Annotated in this window: 25 protein-coding genes and 2 pseudogenes; 18 read left to right on the top strand and 9 right to left on the bottom strand. The window is 70.5% G+C overall.

Going from position 1 to position 25,891, the window contains the following annotated elements; genetic code table 11:
- Nucleotides 1-14: 14 nt before the first annotated feature.
- A complete protein-coding gene (locus OG371_RS14070) occupies nucleotides 15-1,046 on the bottom strand; it encodes a serine hydrolase domain-containing protein (RefSeq protein ID WP_329069286.1) in 1,032 nt (343 codons plus the stop codon).
- Nucleotides 1,047-1,111: 65 nt separating this feature from the next.
- Nucleotides 1,112-2,248: a glycerophosphodiester phosphodiesterase gene (locus OG371_RS14065; RefSeq protein WP_329069284.1), complete on the bottom strand. Its 1,137-nt coding sequence runs from the start codon at nucleotides 2,246-2,248 to the stop codon at nucleotides 1,112-1,114.
- A 209-nt stretch (nucleotides 2,249-2,457) separates the two neighbouring features.
- On the opposite strand from OG371_RS14065, the gene purD reads away from it, so the two are divergent.
- The 11 genes and pseudogenes from purD to OG371_RS14010 all read left to right on the top strand — a co-directional run bounded on the left by purD (nucleotide 2,458) and on the right by OG371_RS14010 (nucleotide 12,521).
- The gene (gene purD / locus OG371_RS14060) at nucleotides 2,458-3,723 is read left to right on the top strand and encodes a phosphoribosylamine--glycine ligase (protein ID WP_329069282.1); all 1,266 of its coding nucleotides are present in this window, start codon (nucleotides 2,458-2,460) and stop codon (nucleotides 3,721-3,723) included.
- Nucleotides 3,724-3,815: 92 nt separating this feature from the next.
- Nucleotides 3,816-4,205, top strand: coding sequence for a PE domain-containing protein (locus OG371_RS14055; protein WP_329069280.1), 390 nt, complete (start codon nucleotides 3,816-3,818; stop codon nucleotides 4,203-4,205).
- Nucleotides 4,186-4,788, top strand: coding sequence for a DUF3558 domain-containing protein (locus OG371_RS14050; RefSeq protein WP_329069278.1), 603 nt, complete (start codon nucleotides 4,186-4,188; stop codon nucleotides 4,786-4,788). The genes OG371_RS14055 and OG371_RS14050 overlap by 20 nt, the downstream gene beginning before the upstream one ends.
- Before the next feature lie 9 nt (nucleotides 4,789-4,797).
- The gene (locus tag OG371_RS14045) at nucleotides 4,798-6,396 is read left to right on the top strand and encodes a hypothetical protein (RefSeq protein ID WP_329069276.1); all 1,599 of its coding nucleotides are present in this window, start codon (nucleotides 4,798-4,800) and stop codon (nucleotides 6,394-6,396) included.
- Nucleotides 6,393-7,151 (top strand): ESX secretion-associated protein EspG, encoded by a 759-nt coding sequence (locus tag OG371_RS14040; protein ID WP_329069274.1) that lies wholly within the window; start codon nucleotides 6,393-6,395, stop codon nucleotides 7,149-7,151. The genes OG371_RS14045 and OG371_RS14040 overlap by 4 nt, the downstream gene beginning before the upstream one ends.
- Nucleotides 7,152-7,476: 325 nt before the next feature.
- Entirely contained in the window at nucleotides 7,477-7,794 is a 318-nt protein-coding gene (locus OG371_RS14035) for a hypothetical protein (protein ID WP_329069272.1), read from the top strand.
- 34 nt (nucleotides 7,795-7,828) lie between these two features.
- Nucleotides 7,829-8,113, top strand: a pseudogene (locus OG371_RS14030) (WXG100 family type VII secretion target); the annotation flags it as partial.
- A gap of 1,731 nt (nucleotides 8,114-9,844) precedes the next feature.
- Nucleotides 9,845-10,060: pseudogene (locus OG371_RS14025) on the top strand (transglycosylase SLT domain-containing protein); the annotation flags it as partial.
- Nucleotides 10,061-10,263: 203 nt separating this feature from the next.
- Nucleotides 10,264-10,974 carry an NPP1 family protein gene (locus OG371_RS14020; protein WP_329073048.1) on the top strand — a complete coding sequence of 237 codons (711 nt, stop codon included), beginning with the start codon at nucleotides 10,264-10,266 and terminating at the stop codon, nucleotides 10,972-10,974.
- 69 nt (nucleotides 10,975-11,043) lie between these two features.
- Nucleotides 11,044-12,210, top strand: coding sequence for an aminotransferase class I/II-fold pyridoxal phosphate-dependent enzyme (locus OG371_RS14015; RefSeq protein WP_329069270.1), 1,167 nt, complete (start codon nucleotides 11,044-11,046; stop codon nucleotides 12,208-12,210).
- Nucleotides 12,211-12,335: 125 nt separating this feature from the next.
- The gene (locus tag OG371_RS14010; RefSeq protein WP_329069268.1) at nucleotides 12,336-12,521 is read left to right on the top strand and encodes a hypothetical protein; all 186 of its coding nucleotides are present in this window, start codon (nucleotides 12,336-12,338) and stop codon (nucleotides 12,519-12,521) included.
- Between the two features lie 77 nt (nucleotides 12,522-12,598).
- On the opposite strand, the gene OG371_RS14005 is transcribed toward OG371_RS14010, so the two are convergent.
- Entirely contained in the window at nucleotides 12,599-13,180 is a 582-nt protein-coding gene (locus tag OG371_RS14005; protein ID WP_329069266.1) for an HAD family hydrolase, read from the bottom strand.
- 16 nt (nucleotides 13,181-13,196) lie between these two features.
- Nucleotides 13,197-14,219 (bottom strand): threonine aldolase family protein, encoded by a 1,023-nt coding sequence (locus tag OG371_RS14000; protein WP_329069264.1) that lies wholly within the window; start codon nucleotides 14,217-14,219, stop codon nucleotides 13,197-13,199.
- A gap of 135 nt (nucleotides 14,220-14,354) precedes the next feature.
- Between OG371_RS14000 and OG371_RS13995 the strand changes: the two genes are divergently transcribed.
- The 3 genes from OG371_RS13995 to OG371_RS13985 all read left to right on the top strand — a co-directional run bounded on the left by OG371_RS13995 (nucleotide 14,355) and on the right by OG371_RS13985 (nucleotide 16,266).
- A complete protein-coding gene (locus OG371_RS13995) occupies nucleotides 14,355-14,864 on the top strand; it encodes a SigE family RNA polymerase sigma factor (RefSeq protein WP_329069262.1) in 510 nt (169 codons plus the stop codon).
- Nucleotides 14,857-15,558, top strand: coding sequence for a hypothetical protein (locus tag OG371_RS13990; RefSeq protein WP_329069260.1), 702 nt, complete (start codon nucleotides 14,857-14,859; stop codon nucleotides 15,556-15,558). The genes OG371_RS13995 and OG371_RS13990 overlap by 8 nt, the downstream gene beginning before the upstream one ends.
- Nucleotides 15,559-15,657: 99 nt before the next feature.
- A complete protein-coding gene (locus OG371_RS13985; protein WP_329069258.1) occupies nucleotides 15,658-16,266 on the top strand; it encodes a TetR/AcrR family transcriptional regulator in 609 nt (202 codons plus the stop codon).
- A 142-nt stretch (nucleotides 16,267-16,408) separates the two neighbouring features.
- Here the strand turns inward: OG371_RS13985 and OG371_RS13980 are convergent, their stop codons facing one another.
- Nucleotides 16,409-17,113, bottom strand: a complete 705-nt coding sequence (locus OG371_RS13980) for a FadR/GntR family transcriptional regulator (RefSeq protein ID WP_329069256.1) — start codon at nucleotides 17,111-17,113, stop codon at nucleotides 16,409-16,411.
- A 190-nt stretch (nucleotides 17,114-17,303) separates the two neighbouring features.
- Between OG371_RS13980 and OG371_RS13975 the strand changes: the two genes are divergently transcribed.
- The 4 genes from OG371_RS13975 to OG371_RS13960 are packed head-to-tail and all read left to right on the top strand — an operon-like array spanning nucleotide 17,304 to nucleotide 22,462.
- Nucleotides 17,304-18,605: an ABC transporter substrate-binding protein gene (locus tag OG371_RS13975; RefSeq protein ID WP_329069254.1), complete on the top strand. Its 1,302-nt coding sequence runs from the start codon at nucleotides 17,304-17,306 to the stop codon at nucleotides 18,603-18,605.
- Between the two features lies 1 nt (nucleotide 18,606).
- Complete coding sequence (locus OG371_RS13970) at nucleotides 18,607-19,521, top strand: carbohydrate ABC transporter permease (protein ID WP_329069252.1); 915 nt, start codon at nucleotides 18,607-18,609, stop codon at nucleotides 19,519-19,521.
- A 2-nt stretch (nucleotides 19,522-19,523) separates the two neighbouring features.
- Complete coding sequence (locus OG371_RS13965) at nucleotides 19,524-20,411, top strand: carbohydrate ABC transporter permease (protein WP_329069250.1); 888 nt, start codon at nucleotides 19,524-19,526, stop codon at nucleotides 20,409-20,411.
- Nucleotides 20,408-22,462, top strand: coding sequence for an alpha-galactosidase (locus OG371_RS13960; protein WP_329069248.1), 2,055 nt, complete (start codon nucleotides 20,408-20,410; stop codon nucleotides 22,460-22,462). The genes OG371_RS13965 and OG371_RS13960 overlap by 4 nt, the downstream gene beginning before the upstream one ends.
- On the opposite strand, the gene OG371_RS13955 is transcribed toward OG371_RS13960, so the two are convergent.
- Genes OG371_RS13955 through OG371_RS13940 form a run of 4 tightly spaced genes read right to left on the bottom strand, consistent with a single transcriptional unit; the run spans nucleotide 22,450 to nucleotide 25,848 of the window.
- Nucleotides 22,450-23,280 (bottom strand): SAM-dependent methyltransferase, encoded by an 831-nt coding sequence (locus tag OG371_RS13955; protein ID WP_329069246.1) that lies wholly within the window; start codon nucleotides 23,278-23,280, stop codon nucleotides 22,450-22,452. The two genes, OG371_RS13960 and OG371_RS13955, sit on opposite strands and share 13 nt — an antisense overlap.
- On the bottom strand, nucleotides 23,277-24,281 hold the full coding sequence (locus tag OG371_RS13950) for a lactonase family protein (protein ID WP_329069243.1): 1,005 nt from the start codon (nucleotides 24,279-24,281) through the stop codon (nucleotides 23,277-23,279). The genes OG371_RS13955 and OG371_RS13950 overlap by 4 nt, the downstream gene beginning before the upstream one ends.
- On the bottom strand, nucleotides 24,278-24,895 hold the full coding sequence (locus OG371_RS13945; protein WP_329069241.1) for a bifunctional 4-hydroxy-2-oxoglutarate aldolase/2-dehydro-3-deoxy-phosphogluconate aldolase: 618 nt from the start codon (nucleotides 24,893-24,895) through the stop codon (nucleotides 24,278-24,280). Before OG371_RS13945 ends, OG371_RS13950 begins: the two co-directional genes overlap by 4 nt.
- On the bottom strand, nucleotides 24,892-25,848 hold the full coding sequence (locus tag OG371_RS13940) for a sugar kinase (protein ID WP_329069239.1): 957 nt from the start codon (nucleotides 25,846-25,848) through the stop codon (nucleotides 24,892-24,894). Before OG371_RS13940 ends, OG371_RS13945 begins: the two co-directional genes overlap by 4 nt.
- Nucleotides 25,849-25,891: the final 43 nt, after the last annotated feature.

Raw genomic sequence — 25,891 nt, 5'->3', positions numbered from 1 at the left:
GTGTCAAGGTCGCGTCAAGAATCGGTGGGCGGCACCTCCGGTGTCGGCCCATACGGCGGACCCGCCGACCCGGCCAGCTCCCGCTCCAGCAAAGCGGCCATCGGCCAAGCGCCCTCGGCCGTGTTCGACAGCACGGTGCAGGTCAGCCCGCTCGACGGCTGGTACGTGCTCCGGAACGAGACACCGTAGTCGTAGCCCTCCAGCAGCACCGTGTCGCCGCGGGCGGGCAGCCAGAAACCCAGCCCGTACCGGTATTGCTGCCGGGTTCCGGTCGACGCGCTGTGCACCGCGGTCATCCGCGCCACCCACTCGCGCGGCACGATCCGGCCCGCTGCCAGCGCCGGCCAGAAAGCGTGGAAGTCCGGCGCCGTCGAGAAGATGCCGCCGTCGCCGAAGCCGACAACCGGCGTGCTGAACACGTTCGTCCGGCCGCTCTCCAGGTACCCGGTCGCGGTGCGGCCCGGCAGCTCGTCCGAACGCAGGAACGCCGTGTCCGCCATTCCGGCCGGCACGCACACCCGCTCGCGCACCAGCCGCTCGAAGGGCTCGTTCACGGCCCTCGCGGCGACGATCGCCAGCACCGCGTAACCGCCGTTGTTGTAGGCGAACCGCTCGCCCGGCGGAAACCGTTGCGGGAAACCGCCGAGCGCGCGCAGATAGCCCTCCGGCCCGGACAACTCCTGCGGCCGCGGCGGTGGCTCCGCGTCCTCGTCGTAGTAGTCGCCGATGCCGGATCGATGCGCCAGCAGGTGCTCCACCGTGACGCCGTCGTCGATCAGCGGCAGGTCCGCGCCCAGCAGGGTGCGCACCCGGGTGCCCAGTGAAAGCAGCCCTTCGACGATCAGGCTCACGATCACCAGCGCCGTGAAACCCTTGGTGCCGCTGGCGATCGCGAACCTGGTGCCGACCGTGTTCGGTACTTCGTACCCCCGATGCGCCATGCCGTGCGCACTCGAGAGCACCGTCTCTGCTCCGCGGCTGGCGAGTACTACGCCGGAGAACTGCGTCTCCTTCGCCAGCCGGTCGATCTCCTCCCCGAGGTCCATGCCGCGACTCTAACGGCGGGCACCGACAAAACCGGAATCCTTTTACCTGCCAAGGAATTCAGCGGTCAGCGGCCGAGGAAGTCGTGCAGCGATTCCAGCGCGGTGTCCGACTGGTCCGCGAAGAACCCGTCGACCCCGGCCTTGAGGAACGCGGCCTCCTCGGCGAACACATTGCCGAAGGCGGAGGGGCTGCTCGAAGAGCGCAGGTTCGCCGGCAGGAACGGGTTTTCGTTGCGGAAGGTGTACGGCTGCACCTTCAGGCCCGCCCGGTGCGCGTCGGCGACCAGCGAACTCGGCTTGCCCAGATTGCCGGCGGCGTCGAGCGGGATCACCTGCGACTTGTCCGGCCCCAGGTAAGTCGCGTACTTCGCCACCTCACGCAGCCCCGCGGGCGTCACGAGGTCGGCGTACGTGCGCTTGTCACCGGCGGCGACGAAGTCGGCCGGCGCGCCCGTCGCCGAGGTGAGCTGCAGCAGCGGCACCCGCACCTGCTTGTGCAGCGCGATCAGGTTCGCCACCTCGAACGACTGGATGGCCACCGGCGCGTCCGGCCGGTTCAGCCCGTTGCGGTTCAGGATCGACACCAGCTTCGGCTCGACCGGGTTGCCGATCTGCTGGAAGTGCGTCGAGTGCTTGACCTCGGGGTAGGTGCCCAGCGTCCGGTGCAGCTCCCGGCCGAGCCGCCGGGTCAGGTCCAGCACCTCCTGGTAGGTCGGCACCTCGAACCGTCCGTCGTACAGCTGGTTGTTGGGCCGGTTCTGCGGGATCCGCTCCTTCGCGCGCAGCGTCTTCAGCTCCGCCAGCGTGAAGTCCTCGGTGAACCACCCGGTCAGCGAAACGCCGTCGATCACCTCGGTCTTCTTGCGCGAGGCGAACTCGGGGTGGTCGGCGACGTCGGTGGTGCCGCCGATCTCCGGCTCGTGCCGGGCGACGAGCCGGCCGTCCTTGGTCGGCACGAGGTCGACGTCGACATAACTGACGCCCATCCGGAACGCGAGCTCGTACGAGGCGAGCGTGTGCTCGGGGCGGTAGCCGGGCGCGCCCCGGTGGCCGATGATCACGGGGTCATCGTGCCCGCGGCCCTGCGCCGCCGCACCCGCCGCGGCCGGCTCGCTCGCCGCGGCGGGGCCGATCGCCAGGCCCGCGACGCCGAGCAGGGCCAGTCCGGACAGTACGAGCACACCGACACGTTTGCGCTTCATGGAGAACCTCTCTTCACCGGCATCCCGCCTTGACGACGGGCGTGCCACGACATACCGCGTCACCCTCACAGCCGCAAGCGTCCGGCGCGAGGCGGAAGAGGGGGCAAAGGACCGACAACCGGGTAAACGGCGCATGGAATCCGCTTCCGGGCAGGGCCACACGGACGGCGAAATGTTCCGCCCGGCGGGCCCCGGTTACCCTGTTCGGCGTGCGCGTACTGGTAATCGGGTCCGGCGCCCGTGAGCATGCACTCGTCCTCGCGGTGTCCGGCGATCCCGCCGTCACCGCGCTCGCCTGCGCGCCCGGCAATGCCGGTACCGCCGCGGTCGCCGAGCAGATGGGTGTCGAGGCGGCCGATCCCGAAGCAGTCACCGCCCTGGCCAAGGAATGGCAGGCCGACCTCGTCGTCGTGGGCCCCGAGGTGCCGCTGGTCGCGGGCGTCGCGGACGCGGTGCGCAAGGCCGGCATCGCCTGCTTCGGCCCGTCGGCGACGGCTGCCCGGATCGAGGGCTCGAAGGCGTTCGCCAAGGACGTGATGGCCGCCGCTGACGTGCCCACCGCGCGCAGCGAAGTCGTCGACACCCCCGCGCGCCTCGACGCCGCGCTCAACCGCTTCGGCCCCACCTGGGTGGTGAAGGACGACGGACTGGCCGCGGGCAAGGGCGTGGTCGTCACCGAGGACATCGAGGTGGCGCGCAAGCACGCGCTGATGCTGCTCGACGGCGGCCACCCGGTGCTCCTGGAGTCCTTTTTGGACGGACCGGAGGCCTCGCTGTTCTGCTTCGTCGACGGCCGCACGGTCGTGCCGCTGCTGCCGGCGCAGGACTTCAAGCGCCTCGGCGACGACGACAAGGGGCCGAACACCGGCGGCATGGGGGCGTACGCGCCGCTGCCGTGGGCCCCGGAAGACCTCGTGGCCGACGTCGTCGAGAAGGTCGTGCAGCCCGTGGTCGACGAGCTCGACGCGCGGGGCGCCACCTTCTCCGGCCTGCTGTACGCGGGTCTGGCGCTGACCTCGCAGGGCCCGCAGGTGATCGAGTTCAACTGCCGGTTCGGCGACCCCGAGACGCAGGTCGTGCTGGCCCTGCTGCGCACTCCGCTCGCGGGGCTGCTGCACGCGACGGCCACCGGCAAGCTCGCCGAACACCCGCCGCTGGAGTGGTCGGGCGGCGCGGCGGTCACCGTCGTGATCGCGGCCGACGGCTACCCCGGCAAGCCCCGCACCGGCGACGTGATCAGCGGCGGCGAGATCGAAGGCGTGCTGCACGCCGGAACGCGGCGTCGTGAAGACGGCGCGGTGGTCTCCTCCGGCGGGCGCGTGCTGTCCGTGGTCGGCACCGGCAAGTCGTTGAAGTCGGCGCGCAAGCACGCGTACGAGACGGTGGACCGGGTGCGCCTCGCGGGCTCGCACCACCGCAACGACATCGCGCTGAAGGCCGCGAGCGGCGAGCTCGACGCGACCGTCGGCGCCTGAACTTTCCGGCGGACTTCGCCTCGGCGGTACCTCGTCGTTGGTAGCCTCGTAACGGGTCCGTCCGGTCACCGTCCGTAGGTGAGGGGTAGCGCATGCCAGGAAGCAATCCGCTGTCCGACCTCGCGTCGTCCGTCCCGGCGGCGCCGGGGGTCGCGGACATCGTCGTCGCGCCCGGGAAGCTGCTGGACGTCGCGCGCGTGGTCGAAGAGCAGGTCGGCGCGTTGGAGGACAAGCTGCTCACGCGCCTCGGCGAGCTGCGGATCGACACGCCTTCGGCCGACACCGTGAGCGTGAACGCCATCGCGGCGTGGAACACCGTCGTCGCCGAGGGCGATCACTCGTACGTCGCGCAGGTGCGCGAGTACGTCGCCAACCTGCACCAGCTCGTCGCCCAGCTGCGCGACGCCGCCAAGACCTACCAGGCCAGTGACGCGGACAAGGCCGCGGCGTTCGGGGACCGCGGTGCCCACGGCGTCCAGTAAGCGGCTGGTCGCGGTGGCCCTGCTCTTCGGCGCGGCCGGCTGCTCCTCGGGCGCCCCCGGCACGGCGTACCCGGTGGAGACGGCCAAGAGCGCGATGTCGCAGGCGGCCAAGGCCTCCGACCTGCCGCAGCGGCCGGCCGACCTGTCCGTGAACGGGGTCGACCCGTGCGACCTGCTGTCCCAGGTCCAGCTCGACGAGCTGAAGGTCACCGGCGCCCCGCGCAAGGCCGCCGACCCGCAGGACGGGCCGACCTGCGTGTTCGACGTCGGCCAGGCCGCGCCGTTCTCCGCCTATCACCTGCGGATCGTCGGCGCGGACGTGCAGGAGTGGCTGACCGGGGCGCGGCGGAAGAACAGCATGACCACGGCGCCGGCGACAGTCGGCGGCTACCCGGCGATCACCGACTACCGCGCGGCGGGCACGCCTTCGGACTGCGAGACGCTCGTCGGCGTCGCGAAGGGGCAGACCGTGGCCGCGCAAGCGTTTGCCATCACCGCCGGCGCGTACAACCAGCAGCAGCTGTGCGACATGTCGGCCCACGCCGCCGGCCTGGCGCTGCAGAACCTGAAGTCACGGAGCTAGGGAGGGCGCGTGGAGATCTCCGACCTCGCGGGCAGGATCCGCGACCACCGTTTCGACGGCTGGACCGACACCGCCATCGCCACCGAGATCGAGCGGTTCGGCACCGGCGACGGGATCGGCAGCATCGGCACCGCGGTCGACGCGCTGAAGGCCGTCGCGTCCGCGCTCGCCGACACCGACAACACGTTGCGCACGCAGCTGACGCAGCTCGGCGTCGAATGGCAGAGCGAGGCGGGCGGCCAGGCCGGGCAGGTGTTCACGCAGCAGGCCGGCTTCTCCCAGGACGCCATGACGAAGGTGTCGCACACCGCGGAAATGCTGTTCGCGCAAGGCGAGGCCTTCAACCGCACCAAGTACAAGCTGCCGGACGCCGACACCGTGCTGAAGGGCGCGGGCGGCTACACCGTCGGCGATTCGCTGGCCAGCCTGATCGGCTTCGAGACCGACCACGCGTCTCAGGTGGACGCGGCGCAGAACGCGCGCAGCCAGGCGCTCGAGGCGTTGAACGACTACGCGCAGCAGAGCGGCGAGAACCTGCTCTCGACCGAGACGCTGAACGCTCCGCAGACGTTGACCGTGGCCCCTCCGGGCGGCCAGAAGAGCGTGACGGACCTGGCTGGTTCGGTGATCGACGTGACGCCGGACGGCAGCGTCAAGCCGGCTTCGGCGTCCGTGCAGTCACACTACGTCCAGCCGCCGGTGGTGCAGCCGGTCAGCAACGCGCACGTCGACCCGCCCACGCCCGCGTACGGGATCGCGGTGCAGGCGCCGCCCGCGCGGCCTGGTGCGGGTTCGGGTTCGGGCAATGGCACGACGACGTCTTCGGCTCCTTCCGGTGGGCAGGCGGCCGTTCCGCCGCCGTCCGGCTGGGTCGAGGCGCCGGGGCGCGGGACCGCGCAGGAGCCCAGCGGTGGGCAACGGTCTTCCGGTGGTTTTGTGCCGCCGGTTTCGGGCGGGTCCGGGATTCCCGGCCCGGGCTCCGGTCCGGGGCTGGGCTCGGGTTCCGGCGCCGGTCCCGGTTCGGGTTCGGGTTCGGCCGGCCGTCCGCCGATGAGCGGTTCGGCCGCGCCCGGGTCCGGCACGATGGCCGACGGGGTGTTCGGCCGTGGCACGACGGGCGGGATCGGCGGCGGCGACCAAACGCTGGGCCGGGGCCGGTTCGTCGGCAGCGCGCCGGAGTCGACGGTGGCGCCGTCGCCGAGCGGCAGTCCGGCCGCCGCGCCCAGGGGCGGGATGTCGGCCGGCGAGCTGGGTGCGGGCGCCGCGGCGCTGGGCGCGGGCGCGGCGGGTGGCGCGCTGAGCGGCGAGCAGGAGCGGCAGGGCCGTGGGTTCGGCGCGGGCTCGGGCAAGAGCCCCGTGCGGCCGCTGCCCGTCGACGACCTGCCGGAGGAGGAGGCGATCGCGCTGCGCAAGGCCGAGCAGATCTCTCCCGAGCCGCCGCGCGACGACACGAAGTTCCTCGCCCCGGCCGCGACGCAGGGCGAAGGCGAAGAGGACGAGGAACACGTGCGCCGCTTCGGCGTCGACGACAAGGACCTGTTCAACGACCGGCGGATGGTCTCGCGAGACGTCATCGGCGACGACGCGGGGGATGGGCGCCGACCGTGAGCCTGGTGCTTTCCGCGCTCGAGTTCGATGTGTTGTGGGAGTCGCTGGAGCTGCCCCGGCGCCCGGCCGCGCTGGGCGTGCCGTCACCGGGGCGGACGCACTCCGAGCGCGCCGAGCTGGTCGACTCGGCGTGGTCTTCGCTGGCCTCGCGGCGCCTGGCTCGCGGCCGTCGCGCGTCGGGCGAGCTGATCGACCAGCTGCACCTGCTGGCGCGCCCGCAGTACGCGGTGGACGCGTGGGTGTGGGCCGAGCGGGAGATCCACGGGCGCGCGGTGAGCCTGGGCAGCCAGGCCGTGCTGGCCGTCGTGGACTCCGACCAGGTCTGGCTGATCCCCGCGCGCGAGGGCGCCCTGGCCGAGGCCGCCGTCCCGGTGGCGGGCGACCTGGCCCCGGGCGTCGGCCAGTCCATCTCCATCCCGCACGACCTGCTGGTCGCCGCCGACGCGAAGGCCCAGGGCGATCCGAAGTCGCTGGTCACGGCGTTGGAGGATCGTGGTCTGGCGCTGTGGGAGGCCCAGGAGCTGGCCGGCATGCTGATGGGCCAAGAGGCCCGCGGCCAGTTCTGCGCGGAACGCACCCTCCGCGACGGCACCGTCCGCCGTTCGGCTGGGGTGGCGGCTTTCTACGACACCGATGCGGGGCGGTACCTCTTTCAACTCGCGTCCGATCCCGACGGGCGCCCGTGGGCGACTGTGGCACCTGCGGACAACGCATTACTGGTGGAACGGGTACGGGAGTTGCAGGCAGAGCTGTGACGGCTCGCGATTCGCATTCGGCGGGGAAAGCGGATCGGAATCGCGAGCGAACCGATGATCGAACCCATGTGGGTGATTTCCGGGTCGTCGCGGCGGCGACGGTAATCAATCGCCGGCGCCCGACTTGTCGGACTTGACCCGAATCCGACGGCTTCGCGTCCGGCGTCATTTCCCCGGCGGCCATGCGGGAAGGCGCTCGGGGGTGGAAGTTGTGCGGGATCCGTACCCCGGGCGCGGCCGAGGTCTTAAAGTAATCGGGGGAACCGGCCTGATCATGCCGACGTCTGATCAGCCGGAAGAGGACTTCAGAAGGGGATGACCGACGGTGCCTGTCTACGACGCTGAATCGATGGCCATTGCGGCCCGGCAGGTGGAAAAGCTGAAGGACGAGTTCGAAAAGTCCAAGCGTCACCTCACCGGCGTCGACGACGAGCCCGAGAGTCCGTTCGGCACCATGGGCGGCTCGAAGGACGTGCACGGCGCGGTCGGCAACTTCAAGCAGGGCGTGCACACGGAGTTCGACGCCGCCGGGAAGCTGATGGAGGCGACCGGCTTCATGCTGCGCAAGGCGGCCGGCCTGGTCGAGGAGACCGACCAGGTGGGCAAGACCGACCTGACGCTGCACGTGACCGAAAACCAGTGAGGGCAGGGGAAATCGTGGTTGAGGGGGCAGCAGGGTGGCGCTGATCGACTTTCCGCCGAACTGGTCGAAGGTAACGGATGAAGCGGCCAAGGTCGACGGCATCAAACCGGACGCGATCGAAAAGGCGGCGCAGCAGTTCAAGGATTCGGCGGGGCAGGCCGGCGATCACAGCGCCGCGCTGAAGTCGTCGACCGATTCGCTCGCCAGCGGGGTGTGGAAGGGCGACGCCGCGGACGCTTTCGTCGCGTACGTCCGGCAGATCACCACGGCCGGCGACAAGGTGCAGTCGCACCTGAAGGAGGTCGGCGACGACCTCAGCAACCTGTCGACGGACCTCGGCACGCTCAAGACCAAGGTGACCGGTGCGCGGGATGACGCGCAGAAGGCGATCCAGAAGGTCATCGACGACACGACCCCGAAGGTCCAGGCCGCGCAGAACGCCGAAGCCGCGTACGCGAAGTCGGACAAGAAGGGCCCCGCGCCGAGTCCGACCGCCCAGTCGCTGATCGACCAGGCGAACACGGCCAACACGAAGACCGCGGCCGACGCGGCGGCGACGATCAGCCCGCTGCTCGACCAGGCCGACGGTCTGGTCAAGAAGTCGCAGGCGCTGATGCAGACCCAGATCAGCGGCGGCTACAAGGACGTTCCCCTCCCGGCCGGCGACGGCACCGTCCCGCAGAGCACCGGCGGCATCCACAGCAACGGCGCCTCCCACCACCACAGCGGTGGCGGCGGCGCCGGAGGCGGTGGCGGAGGTGCCGGCGGAGGCGGCCTCGGCCCCAGCGGCGGCCCGCCGTCCTCCCCGCCCCCGGGCAACGTGCAGCAGTGGATCGAGGAAGCGATCAAGGAGCTGCAGGCCGCCGGGGTGAACGTCACCGACGCCGACATCCCCAACATCTGGGCGATCATCCAGCACGAGTCCGGCGGTAATCCGAACGCGATCAACAACTGGGACTGCGTGCCGCTCGACACGATGATCCTCACCCGGCGGGGGTTGCTGAAGCACCACGACGTCGAGGTCGGCGACGAGACGATCGGCTACAACGCGCAGACCCGGCGAAGCGAGTGGACCCGGGTCACCCGCGTCGTGCACCACGACAACGCGCCGTTGGTGCGGCTGGTCAATTCGCGCTGGCAGGCGACCACCACGCCGAACCACCGCTGGCTCGACCTGCCGCGGGTGACGGTCGCGAAGGACGGTCCGGTCGTCTGCCCGGAGTGCGGCTGGGAGCCGCGCGCGAGCAGCCAGCCTGCAAACGGCGTCGCCCTACACCGTCGGAAGAAGCACGACGTGGTTCCCGCGGCGCAGCAGAGTGCGTACGCCACCGAAGCCAGGTTCGTGACGACCGACGAAATCGGGAGCCGCGACCGGGTCCTGCTCTCGGCTCCTGCCGACACCGAGTCGACGCTCGAGCTCACCGTGCGCGAGGCCGCGATTCTCGGCTGGATCGCGGGTGACGGTCACGTCGAGGCCCGCAAGCACCGGCCGACCATGTCGATCGCACAGTCCAAACCGGACATGGTGGCGAAGATCCGCGAGCTGCTCGAGGACATTCCGCACGCGGTCTACGTCGACGATCGCGGTGGATGCGGGCCGCGGCACCAGTTCCGGCTCGACCACGACTACGCGCAGGATCTGCTCCGTCGTGCGGGCGACCCGAAATCCGACGCGGTCCGCCAAGTGCTGGCCATGTCGACGGAGCAGCGTGCGGCCTGGCTCGAAGCCGTCGTCGACGCGGAAGGCACCTGGTACTCGCGGCCCGGGTACACACGGCCGAAGGCGGTCGTCTACCAGGCGCCCGGCGAGGTGCTCGAGGCGATCACACTCGCGGTCTACCTGTCCGGCTCCCGGCCGCGGGTGTCGTTCACCGATCGCACCGCCGAGCACGAGACGTGGAGCCGGGAGGCCGCGGTCCGGGCGAACAACCCGGTGGTCACCGGCGCCTTCCTGCGTAAGGAGCCCGCCGGCCGCGCGGACGTGTGGTGCGTGACGACCGAGCTCGGCACCTGGACCGCTCGGGAAGCCGACCACGTGTTCCTCACCGGCAATTCCAATGCGGCGGCCGGCCACCCGTCCAAGGGTCTGATGCAGTGCATCGACTCGACGTTCAACTCGAACAAGCTGCCGGGGCACGACAACATCTACAACCCGGTCGACAACATCATCGCCGGGGTGCAGTACTCGATCCACCGCTATGGCGGGGTCGGGAACGTGCCCGGCATCCAGGCGATGGCGCACGGCGGCGCGTACCGCGGTTACTGACGCAGCAGCAGGAACACCCCCAAGCCAGGGATGGCAGAACGGGCTGGGGGTGTTCCCTTTTGTCCCTTGTTTCCCGCTCCGGCACCGTTGGAAACTTTCCATCCATCGGAAACCGGTGCCTGGACGGACTCAAGGAGGACGAACGCGTGGCGAAGACGACCCGATTCCGCAAGCCGGCCCTGGTGATCGGGGCCGCGCTGGCGATGGCGGTGGCGTTTCCGGCGGCCGCGCTGGCCGACCCGCCGCCGGCGCTGCCCGGCAACGCCACTGATCTCGAGAAGAATTTCCAACCGGCCTTCGACTACGACAAGGACGGCTGCTATCCGACGCCCGCCATCGGGCCGGACGGCGCTATCGCGCCCGGGCTCGCGCTCGGCGGTGACGTCAACGGCAACTGCCGCGACGAGTCGGACCTGGACAACACCAACTCGTACTCGCGCACCAAGTGCAACAACGACTGGTGCGCCTCGATGTACACGCTCTATTTCGAGAAGGACCAGGCCGCGCTCGGCCCCGGCAGCGCCGGGCACCGCAACGACTGGGAGCACGTTGTGGTGTGGGTCAAGGACAATCAGGTCCAGTACGTCTCCACGTCGCAGCACGGCGGGTTCGCCGTGCACCCCGCGTCGGAGATGTTCTTCGAGGGCTCGCACCCGAAGGTCGTCTACCACAAGGACGGTGCGTCCACGCATTGCTTCCGTGCCGCCAATTCCCACGACGACCCGCCGGAGAATCACAAGGGCGCCTGGCAGTACCCGACGCTGGTCGGCTGGGACGGCTACCCGGCCGGGCTGCGCGACAAGCTCGTGGCGGCCGACTTCGGCAGCGCCACCTTCGGCATCAAGGACGACCAGTTCAACGGCAACCTCGGCAAGGCCAAGCCGAGCGGCATCCCGTTCGACGAGAACGCCTGACCAGCTCGTGAGTGGCTGTGACGGTTAGAACCGTCGTAGCCACTCACGAGTCTTGTTAGCCTCGTGCGCATGGTCGACATCGCTGGCTTGGCCGGGCCCGCACTACGGTCCGGTGTGCCGCCCTTTCACGTGATGGACGTGCTTTCCGCGGCGCAGGCCCGGCAGCGCACCCACGGTGATCTCGTCTCGCTCGCCGCGGGGCAGCCGTCCGCGCCGGCGCCGGCGGCGGTCCGGCAGGCGGCGGCCGAAGCGCTGGGCCGCGACCACCTCGGCTACACCGAGCAGCTCGGCATCCCCGAGCTGCGGGAGGCCGTCGCGGGGCACTACCGGCGAACTTACGACCTGGACGTCAGCGCGCAGGAAGTCGTGCTGACCACCGGGTCGTCCGGCGGGTTCCTGCTCTCGTTCCTCAGCGCGTTCGACACCGGCGCGCGGGTCGCCATGGCCCGGCCCGGCTACCCCGCGTACCGGAACCTGCTGAAGGTGCTCGGCTGCGAGGTGGTCGAGTTCGAGACCGGGCCGGAGACGAACTTCCAGCCCACCGTGGCGCTGCTGGACCGGCTCGGGCCGCTGGACGGGCTGATCGTCGCCAGCCCCAGCAACCCCACCGGCACCGTGCTGGCGCCGGGCGAGCTGGCGGCCATCAGCGGCTGGTGCTCCTCGCACGGGGTCCAGCTGATCAGTGACGAGATCTACCACGGCATCTCGTTCGGCGGCGGCCTCGACTGCGCCTGGCAATTCGGCCGTGAGGCGCTGGTGCTCGGCTCGTTCTCGAAGTACTTCGCGATGACCGGCTGGCGGCTCGGCTGGATGCTTGTGCCTCGACGGTTGCACCGCGCGGTCGACGTGCTCACCGGCAACTTCACCATCTGCCCGCCCGCGCTGGCGCAGCACGCGGCCGTCGCGGCGTTCACGCCGGAGTCGTACGCGGAGGCCGACGCGCACGTCGAGCACTACCGACGTAACCGGGATCGGCTTTTCACCGGGCTGAAGAGCATCGGCATCGACAAGCTGGCGCCCGCCGAAGGCGCCTTCTACGCGTACGCGGACGTCTCCGAGTACACCTCCGACAGCCTCAGCTGGTGCCAGCGCCTGCTCGCCGACACCGGGGTCGCGATCGCGCCCGGGATCGACTTCGACCCGGTGGACGGTGGCCGCTACGTGCGGTTTTCCTTCGCCGGGGCAGCTGAGGACATCGACGAGTGCGTGCGCCGCCTGGGTGACTGGTTGCCGTGATGCCGGTCAGGGGGAACCCCGATATCCCCCTGAACGTTGGCCAGTACGAGAGAGTTTTCGCGGCGCAGGTGGCACGCTGGACTTCACCGGGCCGAGAGCGGCGCGGAAACGGCATCGGAGGAGCCATGTTCTGGAAGATCGTTGGAGGGCTCATCGTCGCCTGGGTGGCCTTCATGGTGCTCGGCGCGGTGATCGGCTTCTTGTTCAAGGCTGTCCTGTGGATCGCCATCATCGCCGGCGCGGTTTTCCTGGGCACGGCGGCGTACGGCGCCATCAGCGGCAAGAAGAGCCCCAAGCAGGTCGGTCGGTAACCGACCGCACATCTGCGACGAAGGCCTCCTTACCCGCGTGCGAAGCGGGCAGGGAGGCCTTCACTGCGTTGACGGGGTCAGTCCAAAGCAGCACGGGCGGCTTCGGCGCCGTCCCACAGGTGCGCCTGGATCCCGACCGCCCGCGCGCCATCCACATTGGACTGACGGTCGTCGAAGAACAGGCAGTCCGCCGGCTCGGCGCCGAGCTTTTCCAGCAGCAGGCGGAAAATCTCCGGGTCCGGCTTCGCGCAGTGGACGTCGCCGGAGAACAGCGTCTCGCGGAACATCCGGGCCCAGTCCTGCGCGCGCACCCAGCGGCCGAACGCCACGGGCGCGTTCGAGAGCAGTGCCAGGTTCGCGCCCGCTTCCGAGAGTGATTCCAGCAGCTCCAGCGAAGACGGCGCGAAGTTCGACCAGCCCGCCACGTCGATGCCGGTCAGCTCGTCCGACAGCGCTTCGTCCACCTTCGCGCCGACGCGTGCGCCGACGGCCGTCCAGTACTCAAGGTCGGCCAAGCCGCGGTCGTACGCTTCGCGCTCGGCCCAGTACGCGGCCTCGAATGGCTCCACGGCGACACCCATCGTCGCCGCCAGCTTCGGCACGGCCGTGGTGCGCGTGGAGAGCACCTCGCCGTAGTCGAACACGATCCAGTTCGTCATGCCGTTCCCCCTGTTTTCAGACGCCGGTTTTGATGCGGCGCAAGGCTTCTTCGACGTCGGCGGCGGTCAGGTCCCGGTGCGTCACGAACCGCACCTTGCCCGCCATCGGCCCGGTCCGGATGCCGAGCGAGTCGAGCCATTCCAGAGCCGTGCGCAGGTCCGGGACGTCGGCGAGCACGATGTTGGTGTCCGGCGTCTCGACGCCCCAGCCGTGCTCGGACAGCCCCGAGGCCAGCCGCCGCGCCAGCTCGTGGCTCTCGGCCAGCTCGTCGACGCGGCCCAGCGCGACCAGGCAGGCCGCGGCGAGCACCCCGCCCTGGCGGACGCCGCCGCCGAGCATCTGCCGCATCCGCTGTGCGCGCTCCACGAACTCGACGCTGCCCGCGACGACCGAGCCGACCGGCGCGCCGAGGCCCTTGCTGAAGCAGGCCGAAACGCTGTCGACGCCCACGGTCAGCGCGGCGGGCGGCACTTCCAGCGCGACGGCCGCGTGCCAGATCCGCGCGCCGTCGAGGTGGACGGTGAGCCCGGCCTGCTTCGCGACGGACATCAGCTGCGCGTGCTCGTCGGGCGGGGTGACCGCGCCGCCGGCCGCGTTGTGCGTGTTCTCCAGGCACAGCAGCTTGGTCCGGAGCGTGTAGTACGGGCCCTGGGGGCTGATCGCGGCCGAAAGCGCGTCCGGCGTGCAGCGGCCCGGGCCGGCGTCGTGCTCCAGGATGTCCGGCATGCCGCCGGCCAGCCAGGCGGCCGAGCCCAGCTCGTTGGTGAGCACGTGGGCACCGCGGGTGGCGAGGAAACGGTCTCCGCGCTCGAGGTGCACGCTCAGCGCGATCAGGTTGGCCATCGTCCCGCTGGGCGTCCACAGCGCGGCCGGCATGCCGAGGGCCTGGGCGGCGCGCTCCTCCAGCTTCGCGATCGTGGGGTCGTGGCCGATCACGTTGTCATCGACCTCGGCCTCGGCCATGGCCCGGCGCATGACCTCGTCCGGGCGGGTGACGGTGTCGGAACGGAAGTCGAGCGGCTGCGGAGTCCAGGTCACGGTCCGATCACATCACACGTCCGCCCGCGCGATCAATGCGGCGGGGGGTGGAGGGAATCCGGGGACTCGTGCAACCTTGGACGCCCCCGGTTCCGTCTTAAGCGGCGGACAGAGAAGAGCGGAGCGCGAAACCGCGTGGACCAGCGCGACGAACAGGAGTTCGCGGAGTACTTCGCCGCGAGGCGGGACGCCGTGCGCCGGACCGCGTACATGCTCTGTGGCGACTGGCACAAGGCGGACGACCTGGCCCAGACGGCCTTCGTCGCGCTGCACCGGAGGTGGAAGAAGATCAGGGACCGCGCGGCGACCGACGCGTACGTGCGCAAGACGCTCGTGCGCGCGGTCATCGACGAGTCACGGCGGCCGTGGCGGCGGGAGTGGCAGACCGAGGTGCTGCCCGAGCCCACGCCGGACGGGCCGGGGCTGGCCGAGCGCGTCGCGACCAAGGAAGACCTGCACGCGGCGTTGCGAGAGGTCCCACCGAAGCAGCGCGCGGTGCTGGTGCTGCGGTTTTTCGAAGGACTCGACGTCACGGCCGCGGCGAAGGCGCTGGGGTGCAGCGAAGGAAACGTGAAGAGCCAGACCGCCCGCGGGCTGGCGAATCTGCGGCAGGTACTGGACCGGGAGGTGGAGGCCAATGGATGAGCGCGAGATCGAGTCGTTGTTCTCCGGCGCGCCCGAAACCGCGCCGCCGCCGACCTTCACCAAGGACGACGTGGTCCGCGAGTCGAAGCGCCAGACCCTGCGCAAGCGCAACCGCATCACCGCCGGAGCAGGTGCGTTTGTGCTGGTCGCCGTGGGTTTCGGCGCGTACGGGCTGGTGTCCGGATCCGGTGACCGCGGCGCCGTCATGAACTCGGCCGTGGCTCCCGCGCAACCTGGCGCATCGGCCGCACGTCCTCTGGGTACAGGTAATGGGGAAGCACCGAACTTCTCGGCCCGGCCGTCTCAGCAGGGAGACAGCGGGACCGTGAAGACCGGCCCTCGGGTCGAAGGCGCCTCCGGGTGCGAAAAGGTGGACTGGGAGCTCGCCACAGCCCTCGCTGGCGAGCTCCCAGGCCACTTCACCGCCGGTCAGGCTTCCCCGGGCAGCGTCTGTACGACGGGGACGCGCGCGGCCGGGTTCCCCTTGCCGGACGGCATGATCTCCGCGGCGGTGTTCGCGCGCGGCGCGCCGGTGAACGTTCCCCCGCAGCCCGCGGCCGCGGTCACCGTGCGTCAGACCACCGGCTCCGGGGGGACTCTTGTGCTGGCCGGCGTGCCCGGTACGACTGGGCAGCCGGCGCCGTACGCCGCGGACCTGGCCCGGTTCGCCGCCGCCCTGGCTCCGCGCTTCTGACTGGAAGTCGCCCTTGACCTGCCGTCGAAGGCCTCTCGCGGTACTCGACCGACCGGTTCTGACCAGGCCGTAACCGGCGGGCTGGCACAATTCACCGCCATGACGGCAGCAGCGACCACCCCCAAGGGCGAGCGGCGACGGGCCACGCTCGTCGAGGCCGCGGCGGAGCTGCTCGCCGAAGGCGGCTTCGACGCTGTGCGCCACCGCGCCGTCGCCGAGCGCGCAGGCCTGCCACTGGCGTCGACCACCTACTACTTCGACTCGCTCGAGGACCTCGTGACGGCCGCGGTCGAGCACCACTCGACGGTCGAGCTGGCGAACGGGCAGCGTCAGCTCGAGGAGCTGGCCACCCGCAACCGCGGGGTCCAGGCGACCGTGGAACTGGTGCTGGACCTGCTGCTCGGCCCGTCGAGCGGCGATCCGGAGGCCGACGCCGAAGCCGTGCTGCTGCGGTACGAGCGGCTGGTCGCCACCGGGCGGCGGCCGTACCTGCGGCCGTTGATGCGCACGCTTTCCGCCCAGCTCAACGAGCTGCTGATGGCGATCTTCGCCCGCTCCGGCACCCCCGTCACCGAGGCGGAGCTGGAGAAACTGGTCGCGCTGGTCGACGGCGCCGTGGTCAACGCGCTGATCGCCATCGACCCGGCCCCCCGCGCCGCCGCGGCCCGCATGCTGCAGACGGCGCTGGCCGAGTCCGGCCAGGGCTGAGCCCGGCGCTCTGCCTGCTGGCCCCCCGGCTCGATGCGCCCCAATGTGGCGTTGGTTGCTCCAGCCCTGCCCCGCCACCACCCTCAACGGAGGCGCTCCGCGCCCAGCCCTGATTCCGCGCACCGAACGCCACATTGGGGCGCTAGCGGCGTACGCGCTTGGCCCGGTCCAGGTCGTCGCGGGACTTGGTGACCAGTGCGAACATCGCGGTCTCCGCGGCGGCCGGGTCGCGCGCCACGATGGCGTCGAAGACCTTGCGGTGACTGGGCACGGGGTTGTCGGACGGGCGCGCGCCGTGCACCAGCTTGTCGCGCTCGGCCAGCCCGATGGCGATCACCCGCTCCACCTGGAGCAGGAAGTTGTTGTGCGTGGCCGACATCAGCACGCGGTGGAACGCGAGGTCCGCCCGCACGCTGGCCTCGATGTCGTCGCCCGCGGCGGCCATCCCGTCGAGCGCTGTCCGGAGCGCGGCCACGTCGTCCTCGTCGGCGCGCGAAGCGGCGATGCGCGCGGCGGCCGGCTCGACGACGGTGCGGACCTCGGTCAGCTCGTCCAGCAGGTCCGGGTCCTCGCCGGCGGCGGTCTGCCAGCGCATCACGTCGGCGTCGAGCACGTTCCACTGCTCGCGCGGCTGCACGAAGGTGCCGCGCTTCTGCCGCGCGTCGATCATTCCCTTGGCGGCCAGCACTTTCAGCGCCTCACGCAACGCGGTGAGGCTGATGTCCAGCTCCTCGCGCAGCGCGGGCAGGTCGAGCACGGTGCCCTCGCCCCACTCGTCGGAGAGGATCCGCGCGGCCAGTGTCTCCACGGTCTGCCCGTGCAGGCCCCGGGGCCGGTGTTCGCTCAATGCTGGTCCCCTCGATGAGCCCTGGTGGGTCGGCGTCCGGACATCCTACCTCGATCGCCATTACGTCATAAATTATGAATACATCTTGACACCGGCCCGCCCCGGTTGCCAGTCTGTGCCAGCGGTCACCCCCTCGGACGGGTGGTGACGGTCCACCAGGCAGGGTTCATCAGACAAAGGGGTCTCCGCGATGACGAGTGCAGCAGGCCTGTCCCGCCGTCATTTCCTGCGCAACACCGGCCTCGCCGGCCTGGGCGTGCTCGGGTCGAGCAGCTTCCTCGCCGCGTGTGCCACCTCCGTCTCCACCGGGCCGGTCAAGCAGGCCGCGGGCGCGGTCACCGTCCAGTCCAACCTGTCCTCGCCGCAGGCGAAGGTCGCGATCGAGGCGCTGGCCAAGGCGTTCAGCGACAAGGGCGGGGCGACGGCGACGGTCAACACCGTCGCGTCCGAGACGTTCCGCACGCAGCTGCCCAGCTACCTGACCGCGGCGAACCCGCCCGACACCTTCACCTGGTACCCCGGCTCGCTGCTGTCCGGCTACGCGCGCAAGGGACTGCTGCTCGACGTCGGCGACGTCTGGCAGACCATGGGCAACTACAGTCCCGCGTTCCGCACGCTGTCCGGCGACGGCGCCGGCCACCAGGTATTCGTGCCGACCACCTATTACTGGTGGGGCTTCTTCTACCGCAAGTCGAACTTCGCGAAGTGGGGCGTGCAGCCGCCGAAGAGCTGGAGCGAGTTCCTCACGCTGTGCGAAACGTTGAAGAGCAAGGGAATCGCGCCCATCGGCCTCGGCGCGGGCGGCACCACGCCGTGGACTGCCTCGGCCTGGTTCGACTACCTGAACATCCGGATCAACGGCGCGCCGTTCCACCGCCGGCTGCTCGCCGGGCAGCAGCGCTTCGACGACCCGAAGGTCAAGCGGATCTTCGACCCGTGGCGCCAGGCCCTGCCGTACTTCGACCCCAACGGCACCGCGCTCGCGTTCCAGGACGCCACCACGGTGCTGCTGCAGGGCCGCACCGGCATGGTGCTCACCGGCACCTTCTTCGCCGACGCCGCCCCGAAGGACGCGCTCGACGACCTCGACTTCTTCCAGTTCCCGATCCTCGACCCGAGCGTGCCCACCGCGGAGGAGGGGCCGACCGACGGCTTCTTCGCCAGCGCGCGCACGCCGCACGTCGCCGAGGTCAAGGAGTGGTTCAAGTACGTCGCGACGGCCGAGTCGCAGGAGCTGTACATCAAGAACTCGTCGGGCACCGTGCTGCCCGCGAACCCGGCGGCGAAGGACAGCGGTACCCCGTTGATCCAAAAAGGACGGAAGATGCTCGCGGACGCCAAGGAGCTGACGCAGTTCTTCAACCGCGACTCCTCCGACGCGCTGCAGCCGACCGCCGACGCCGCACTGATCCGCTTCATCCAGAAGCCGAACGAACTGGACTCGATCCTCGCCGATTGGCAGACCGCCGCGCAGAAGGTCTGGCAGTCCTGAGATGGCAGTGCTCACTGCCGACGCTCCGGCTGTGCGGCGGCGACGGCGCTCGGTCCGCCGTGTGCCGCCGGTGCTGCTGCTGTTCGTGCTCGTCCCGGTCGCCGTCGAGGGCTTCTGGGTGTTCTGGCCGGCACTACAGGGTTTCTACCTGTCACTGACCAATTGGGACGGTGTCTCGGCACCGGAGTTCGTCGGGCTCGGCAACTACGCCGAGATGCTGTCCGACGACATCTTCCGCACCGCCGCGCTGGACACGATCATCTGGATCGTGCTGTTCGGCGGCATCTCCGCGGCGGGCGGGCTCGGGCTGGCGCTGCTGCTGAACCGCGAGCGCCGCGGCGTCGGCTTCTACCGGGCCGCGCTGTTCACCCCGGTGGTGTTCTCGCTGGTCGCGACGTCGCTGATCTGGCAGGTGATCTACCAGCCCGACGGCGTGGTGAACAAGCTGCTCGCCGCCGTCGGCCTGGGCAGCTGGCAGCACGCGTGGCTGGCCGACCCGCAGACGGCGCTGTACGCGGTGCTGATCCCGGCGCTCTGGCGTCAGCTCGGCTACGTGATGGTGCTGTACCTCGCCGGGCTCAAGGGCATCGACCCCGCGTTGTACGAAGCGGCCAAATTGGACGGTGCCACCTCGGTCCAGCAGTTCCGGCACATCACCTGGCCGCAGCTGCGCAGCGTCAACTCCGTCGTCCTCTCGGTGATCATCATCGACTCGCTGCGGTCGTTCGACGTGGTCTGGTCCATGACCAAGGGCGGGCCGTACCACTCGTCGGAGCTGCTCAGCACGTACATGTACTCCACGGCGTTCCAGTCGCTGCGGCTCGGGTACGCCTCCGCGCTGGCCGTGGTGATCTTCGTGCTCGCGTTCGGCGTGATCGTCACCTATCTCGTGCGGGCGTTCCGGGAGGACCAGTGACCGTGACCACCACGAGGCCGACCCCGGCCCGGCCGGCCGAGCGCCCGGCTCCGGCCCGGCGCAGCCGTCGCCGCCAGGCCCGGACGTTCGGCTTCCACCTGGCCGCGGGCGGGCTCGCGGTGCTCTGGCTGCTGCCGATCCTGCTGGTGCTGACCACCAGCGTCCGGTCCTTTTCGGACATTGCCTCGAACGGCCTTGGCGCGCTGCCGGGCTCGTTCGACCTCGGCTCGTTCGGCGAGGCCTGGGGTGTCGGCGGTGGCGGGCACGCGATGCTCAACAGCGTGGTGGTCACCATTCCGACGGTGTTCCTCTCCCTGCTGCTCGCCGCGGCCGCCGCGTTCGCGCTGAGCCGGTACCGGATCCCGTTCCGGCGCACGATCATCCTGGTGATGCTCTCGGGAAACCTGCTGCCGCCGCAGATCCTGCTGGTGCCGGTGTCGAAGCTGGCCGAACTGCTGGGAATCTACGACACGCTGACGGCGCTGGTCATCGTGCAGGTCGGCTTCGGGCTGGGCTTCTACACCTTTGTCCTGCAGGGGTTCATGCGGTCCATTCCGGATGAGCTCCAGCAGGCCGCGCTGATCGACGGCGCGGGCACGGTCCAGATCTTCTGGCGGATCATCCTGCCGATGACCCGCCCGGCGCTGGCCGCGCTCGGCGCACTGGCTTTCACCTGGACGTTCAACGACCTGCTCTGGTCGATCACCGTGCTGCGCACCGAAACCGTGATGCCGGTGACGCCCGCGCTGCTCGGCCTGCAGGGCCAGTACGTGTCCAACTGGAACGTGATCGCGGCGGGCTCGGTGATCGCGGCCGTGCCGACCGTGCTGGTGTTCCTGCGCTTCCAGAAGCACTTCATCTCCGGGCTCGCGATCGGGGCGATCAAGTGAAGACACTGTGGACTGTTCAATTGCTGTCCACTTCGTACACTGTGGCGCTGGAGCCGGGACGGCGTTGGCTGGAGCTGGTGGCCTGGGGCCCTAGTGGCGTCGAGCACGGGCCCTCGGCCTTCGCGAACCGCGGCCAGGTGCACTTCATCACCGAAGCGGACGCGGCCCCGGTGGAGTACGCGCCGCGCGGGCAGCGGCCGTTCTCGGGCGCCGATCTGGCCGTGACCGGGGATTCCTGGTGGCGCTTCGACGGTGACGAGTCCACTGAGGATGTCTTACGGCTGGCATTCCTCGACGAGGTCAACGGTCTGCGCACGGTGCTGTGCTACCGCGCCGAGCCGGGGACCGATGTGTTGTGCCGCTGGGCCGAGCTGACCAACACCGGCGCTTCGGCGTTGGAGATCGAACGGCTCGGCTCGGCCGGGGTCAGTGTGGCGACCGGACCGGAGGGTGCGCGGCTGACCTACCTGACCGGGCAGTGGCTGCAGGAGTTCACGCGGCGCACGACGGTGCTGCCGGCCGGCGGATTCCGGATGGAGAGCCGGTTCGGCGTGCCGGGCCACGCGCACGTGCCGTGGCTCGCGGTGCAGGACGCGGCGGCGGACGACGGCCCGGCTTACGGGGTTTCGCTGGCCTGGTCGGGTTCCTGGGAACTCAACGCCGACATCGAACCGTCCGGTCTGACCCGCGTGCGCGCCGGACGGCTGGCGAGCCCGGGCCCGATCCGGCTGGCTCCGGGCTCGCGGCTGGTGACGCCGGAGCTGGCATTGGCGTCCAGTGTGGACGGACTGCACGGGCTGGCGTCCGTCTGGCACGAATACTCACGGTTCCTGGCCGGGCCGAGGCTCGATCGCGTTCGCCCGGTCCTGTACAACTCCTGGGAGGCCACGGAGTTCGACGTCTCCGGCGACCGGCAGCTCGAACTCGCCGAGCAGGCCGCCAAGCTGGGCGTCGAGCTGTTCGTGGTGGACGACGGCTGGTTCATCGGCCGCGACGACGACACCGGCGGCCTCGGTGACTGGACGCCGGAGGAGTCTTCGTTCGAGGGCGGCTTCGGCGCCTTTGTGGACTCCGTGCGCGCGCTGGGCCTGGACTTCGGCCTGTGGGTGGAACCGGAGGCGGTCAGCCCGAAATCGCGGCTGTACGCCGAACACCCGGACTGGGTGTACCAAGTGGACGGTCGGCCGCTCACGTTGATCCGCAACCAGCTGCTGCTGGACCTCGGCCGTCCCGAGGTGTTCGAGTACGTGCGCGGGATGCTCGACACGCTGCTGAGCACGTACCCGATCAGCTACCTGAAGTGGGACATGAACCGGCCGCCGACCGAGCGCGGCCGCCCCGGCGAGCCGACGGCGGACCTCGACGCCGAACACGTCGATGCGTACCACCGCCTGCTGGACCACCTGCGCGTGACGTATCCGGACGTGCTGATCGAGTCTTGTTCCGGTGGCGGCGGGCGCACTGATCTCGCGACCGTCTCGCGCAGCGATGTGGTCTGGCCCAGCGACAACACCGCACCGCTCGACCGTCTGGCCATTCAGGACGGGTTCCTGCTCATGCACGCGCCGCACCTGATGAGCTCGTGGGTCACCGATTCACCCGGCGCCTTCGACCCGCGGCCGCGGTCCCTGCGGTTCCGGTTCGTCCTCGCCATGGCGGGGGTGCTCGGCATCGGCTCCGACCTGAACCACTGGACTCCGGAGCAGCGTAACGAGGCTGCGGAGATGATCGCGCTGTACAAGGAGATCCGGCCGGTAATCCACAAGGGGCAGTGTTACGTCCATTCCGGACCTTCGGCGCCGACGGCCGCGATCCAATACACAATGGACGCCACCGTGGTCGTGCTCGCCTGGAGCACGGGACCGTTGACCGGCGCGCCGCTGAACCCCGGCCGGTCGTCCCGGATTCCCTTGCACGGTCTCGTTTCCAATGCGGTTTACACCGACGCCGAAGGTAACGAGTACTCGGGCGCGCACCTTCAGCACGTGGGTCTGCCGGTCGAATGGACGGAGACCCACGACGCCGAGGTAGTGGTGCTTTACCGCTCCTGATGCCGGGTCGCGAGGACGAGTCCGTTGTCCGGATCGCCGGTCGCGACGCCGCGGCCCAGTGGCGCGGCGAGGTCGTCCCAAGCGCGGAACTCCGTGGCCCACCCGATTTCACGCAGCCAGGTGGCGGGGTCGGGCCCGAGGCCGCGTGAAGGCTGGGCCTCCGAGCCGACGAACTCCTTGAGCTTCCGGTAGTGCTCCGCGCTTTCGTCCACCTTCAGCGCCCCGGCGATGAACCGGCTCCCGGCGGCGGTCAGGCCGGTGACAGTGGTCAGCACGGCCCGCGCCTGCTCGCGCGGCAGGTAGCCGAGCACGCCTTCCTCCAGCCAGAGCGTCGGCACGTCACGGCGGAAACCGGCCTCGATCAGCCGTGACGACCAGTCCTCGCGCAAGTCGGCGGCGACCACGGTGCGACCGCAGGTCGGCTCGGCGCCCAGCTCACGGAGGATCGGCTCCTTGAACGCGATCATCTCCGGCACGTCCACTTCGAACAGCCGGACGTCCGCGGGCAGGTCCAGCCGGAACGCGCGGGTGTCGAGGCCGGCGCCGAGCAGGACAATCTGGGTGAGGCCGGCGTCCACGGCGTCGCGGACCAGGTCGTCGAACACCCGCACGCCAACGATTCGGCCCTCGTAGAACCCGTCGACCAGCTGCTCGACCATCGCCCAGGTGTCGGGTGCTTCGCGGTACGAGGTGCGCGCGGCGTCGCCGAACGCGCGGGCGTACGGGTCGTTCAGCAGACGGTCTTCGCGCTCGGACTCGCGGGCGCGGATCAGGGCCACGCCGACCGCCGTCGTCGAGACCTTGGCGAGGGTGCTCATACCGTCACCGCCAGCACGAAGCTGGGCGAGCCGGTCGGGAACCGGTTCAGCTCGGCATTTCCCTTGTCGGCCAAGGAGAAGGCGGTGATCGCGTGATCGTTCTGCGCCGCGACGTAACAGAGACCGTCCACAATGGCGAAGTGACGCGGCCCGGCCCCGCAAGCCTGATCGGCGACGGCGGCGAGCGGTGATCCGGCGAAGGATGTCACGCAATCCGGGCCACGGTTGGACAAGTACACCATCTCGTCGAGGATTTCCAGGTGCGCCACCAGGTTCGTCACGTCGCTGGTGGCCAAGGTAGACGGCACGGAGTCCGTCACCTCGAACGCGCCCGGCGAGGTCTCGCGCAGCGTCAGCAGCGTTCCGGCCAGCTCGCCGGCCACGTACGCGGTCGAGGTCCCCGGCCGTCGCACCAGCTGGCGCGGGCCGGTGCCCGGCGGCAGTGTGGTGACGGCCAGCGGGGTGAGTTTGCCGTCGGCGGAGAGCGTGTAGCTGCGGATCTCGTCGGTGCCCAGGTCCACGGCGCTGACCACCGAGCTGTCCGGCGAGGGCACCGCCATGTGCACGTGCGCGGCTTCCTGGCGCTTGGCGTCCGGGCCGGAGCCGGTGTGCTGGACGAGGTCGATGCGCGCGTCGATCCGGCCGTCCGCGCGCAGGGCGAACACGGCCAGGCTGCCGCCGGTGTAGTTGGCGCACAACAGGAATCGGCCGTCGGGGGTGACCGCGAGGTGGCACGGGTGCGCGCCGCCGGTGCTGACGACGTCCAGCGCCTCCAGCTCCCCGTCCACGATCGACACCGAGGTGACCTCGCCGGTGTCGGTCTCGTTGGCGGCGTAGATCATCGGCTGTGCCGGGTGTTTGACCAGCCAGGACGGCGACACCATCGGCAGCGTCGCCTCGAGCGCCAGCGCGCCGCCGACACCGCGGCTGAAGGTGGAGATGCCGTAGCCTTTGCCGCCCATTTCGGCGGTGTAGCAGCCGACCAGTACGAGCTCGGTCACGCCGGGTCCTTCCTGACCAGTGCGGCGACCCGGGCGCGGATGTCGTCCGCGGTGCCGCGGGTCAGCGCGGAGCCGATGCCGCACGCGACCGCGCCGGCAGCGAGCCAGCTTGGCACGTCTTCGAGCGTGACTCCACCCGTCGGCACCAACGGCGCCTGCGGCAGCGCCGCCCGGACGTCCTTCACCCACTGCGGGCCCAGCGCGGACGCGGGGAACACCTTGACCGCGTCGGCCCCGTCTTCCAGCGCGCGCACGATCTCCGTCACCGAACCGGCGCCGGGGAACGCCGCCGCGCCGTACCGGTGAGCGGTACGGATGACGCCGGTGTCGACGGATGGTGACACCAGGAACCGTGCGCCCGCGCGGATCGCGAGCACTGCGGCCGTTTGGTCGAGCACGGTGCCGGCGCCGATCGTCGCGTCCGGGTAGGCCGCGGTCAGCTCCTCGATCGCGGCCAGCGCGCCGGGGTTGGTCAGCGGCACCTCGACCGAGTGCAGGCCCGCGTCGAGGACCGAGCTGGCGGCTTCGACGGCGGATTTGGTGTCCGCGGTCCGCACGATGCCGACGACCCCCTGCCGCAGGGCCGCGTGCGTGATCTCCCACCGGTAGCTCATCGGTGCACCTCCTCGCCGCCCGCGAGGGCGGCCGTCGCACGGGCCAGCTCGGCCCGATCGGGCAGTCCTTCCAGATCCGTCCGCGTGCCGACGACCAGCGCCGCCGACACCGCGCCCGCCAGCAGCGCCTCGGCGGGTGAGCCGCCGCGCAGCCAGGTGGACAGGTAACCGGACGTCAGCGCGTCGCCCGCGCCGACGGTGTCCACCACCCGGGAGACCACGCTTTCCTGCTCCCAGGCGCCGTCGGCGGTCACCGCGCGCGCCACCTTGTCCCGCTGCTTCACCACCACTGTGGTCACCCCGTTGTCCACAAGTTCGGCTGTGGATGAACCGAGCAGGTCCAGGTCGTCCTCACCGGCAAACACCAGGTCCGACCTAACCAGCAGTGGGCCCACCACCTCACGCCAAACTTGGGCCGAACCCAGCTTGTGCCGGACGTTCGGATCGAACGACACCGTCGCACCCGCCTCCCGGGCCACCTCGAACAGGGTGGTCACGGCGGCGAGCGCGGAGTCCGAGAGCATCGCCGTGATGCCCGAGACGTGCACTAGCCGGGCGCCGTCCAGGCCGGCGTCGCGAACGTAGGACGGACCTAACGAAACCGCGGCCGAGCCCGCGCGGTGGTACTGGACGGTGATGCCCCGGCCGGGATCGCCGTCGCGCATCAACAGGCCGGTGAAACCCGTTGGGTCGATCCCAACTCGGGAGACGTCGACGCCTTCCGCGCGCAGCGTCGAAAGCACCGCGGAGCCGGACGGGTCGTCGCCGACCCGGCTGAGCCAGCGCACGTGGTGGCCGAGCCGCGCGAGTCCCACGGAGACGTTGGCCTCCGCCCCCGCGACCGACGCCTGGAACTGCTGCGCCCGCCGCAACGCGACGCCGGGCTCGGCGAGCAGCAGCCGCATCGCTTCGCCGAGGGTGACGACTTCGGGATTCCCCGGGGGCGTGTTCATCGGGACGAGCCTTTCATTGGGACGAGCATAGCGGGCGGGACGA

Source organism: Amycolatopsis sp. NBC_01480 (assembly GCF_036227205.1).
Classification (GTDB): domain Bacteria; phylum Actinomycetota; class Actinomycetes; order Mycobacteriales; family Pseudonocardiaceae; genus Amycolatopsis.
Note: the sequence above shows the minus strand (reverse complement) of the source record. Positions and strands in the feature narration are given on the sequence as shown.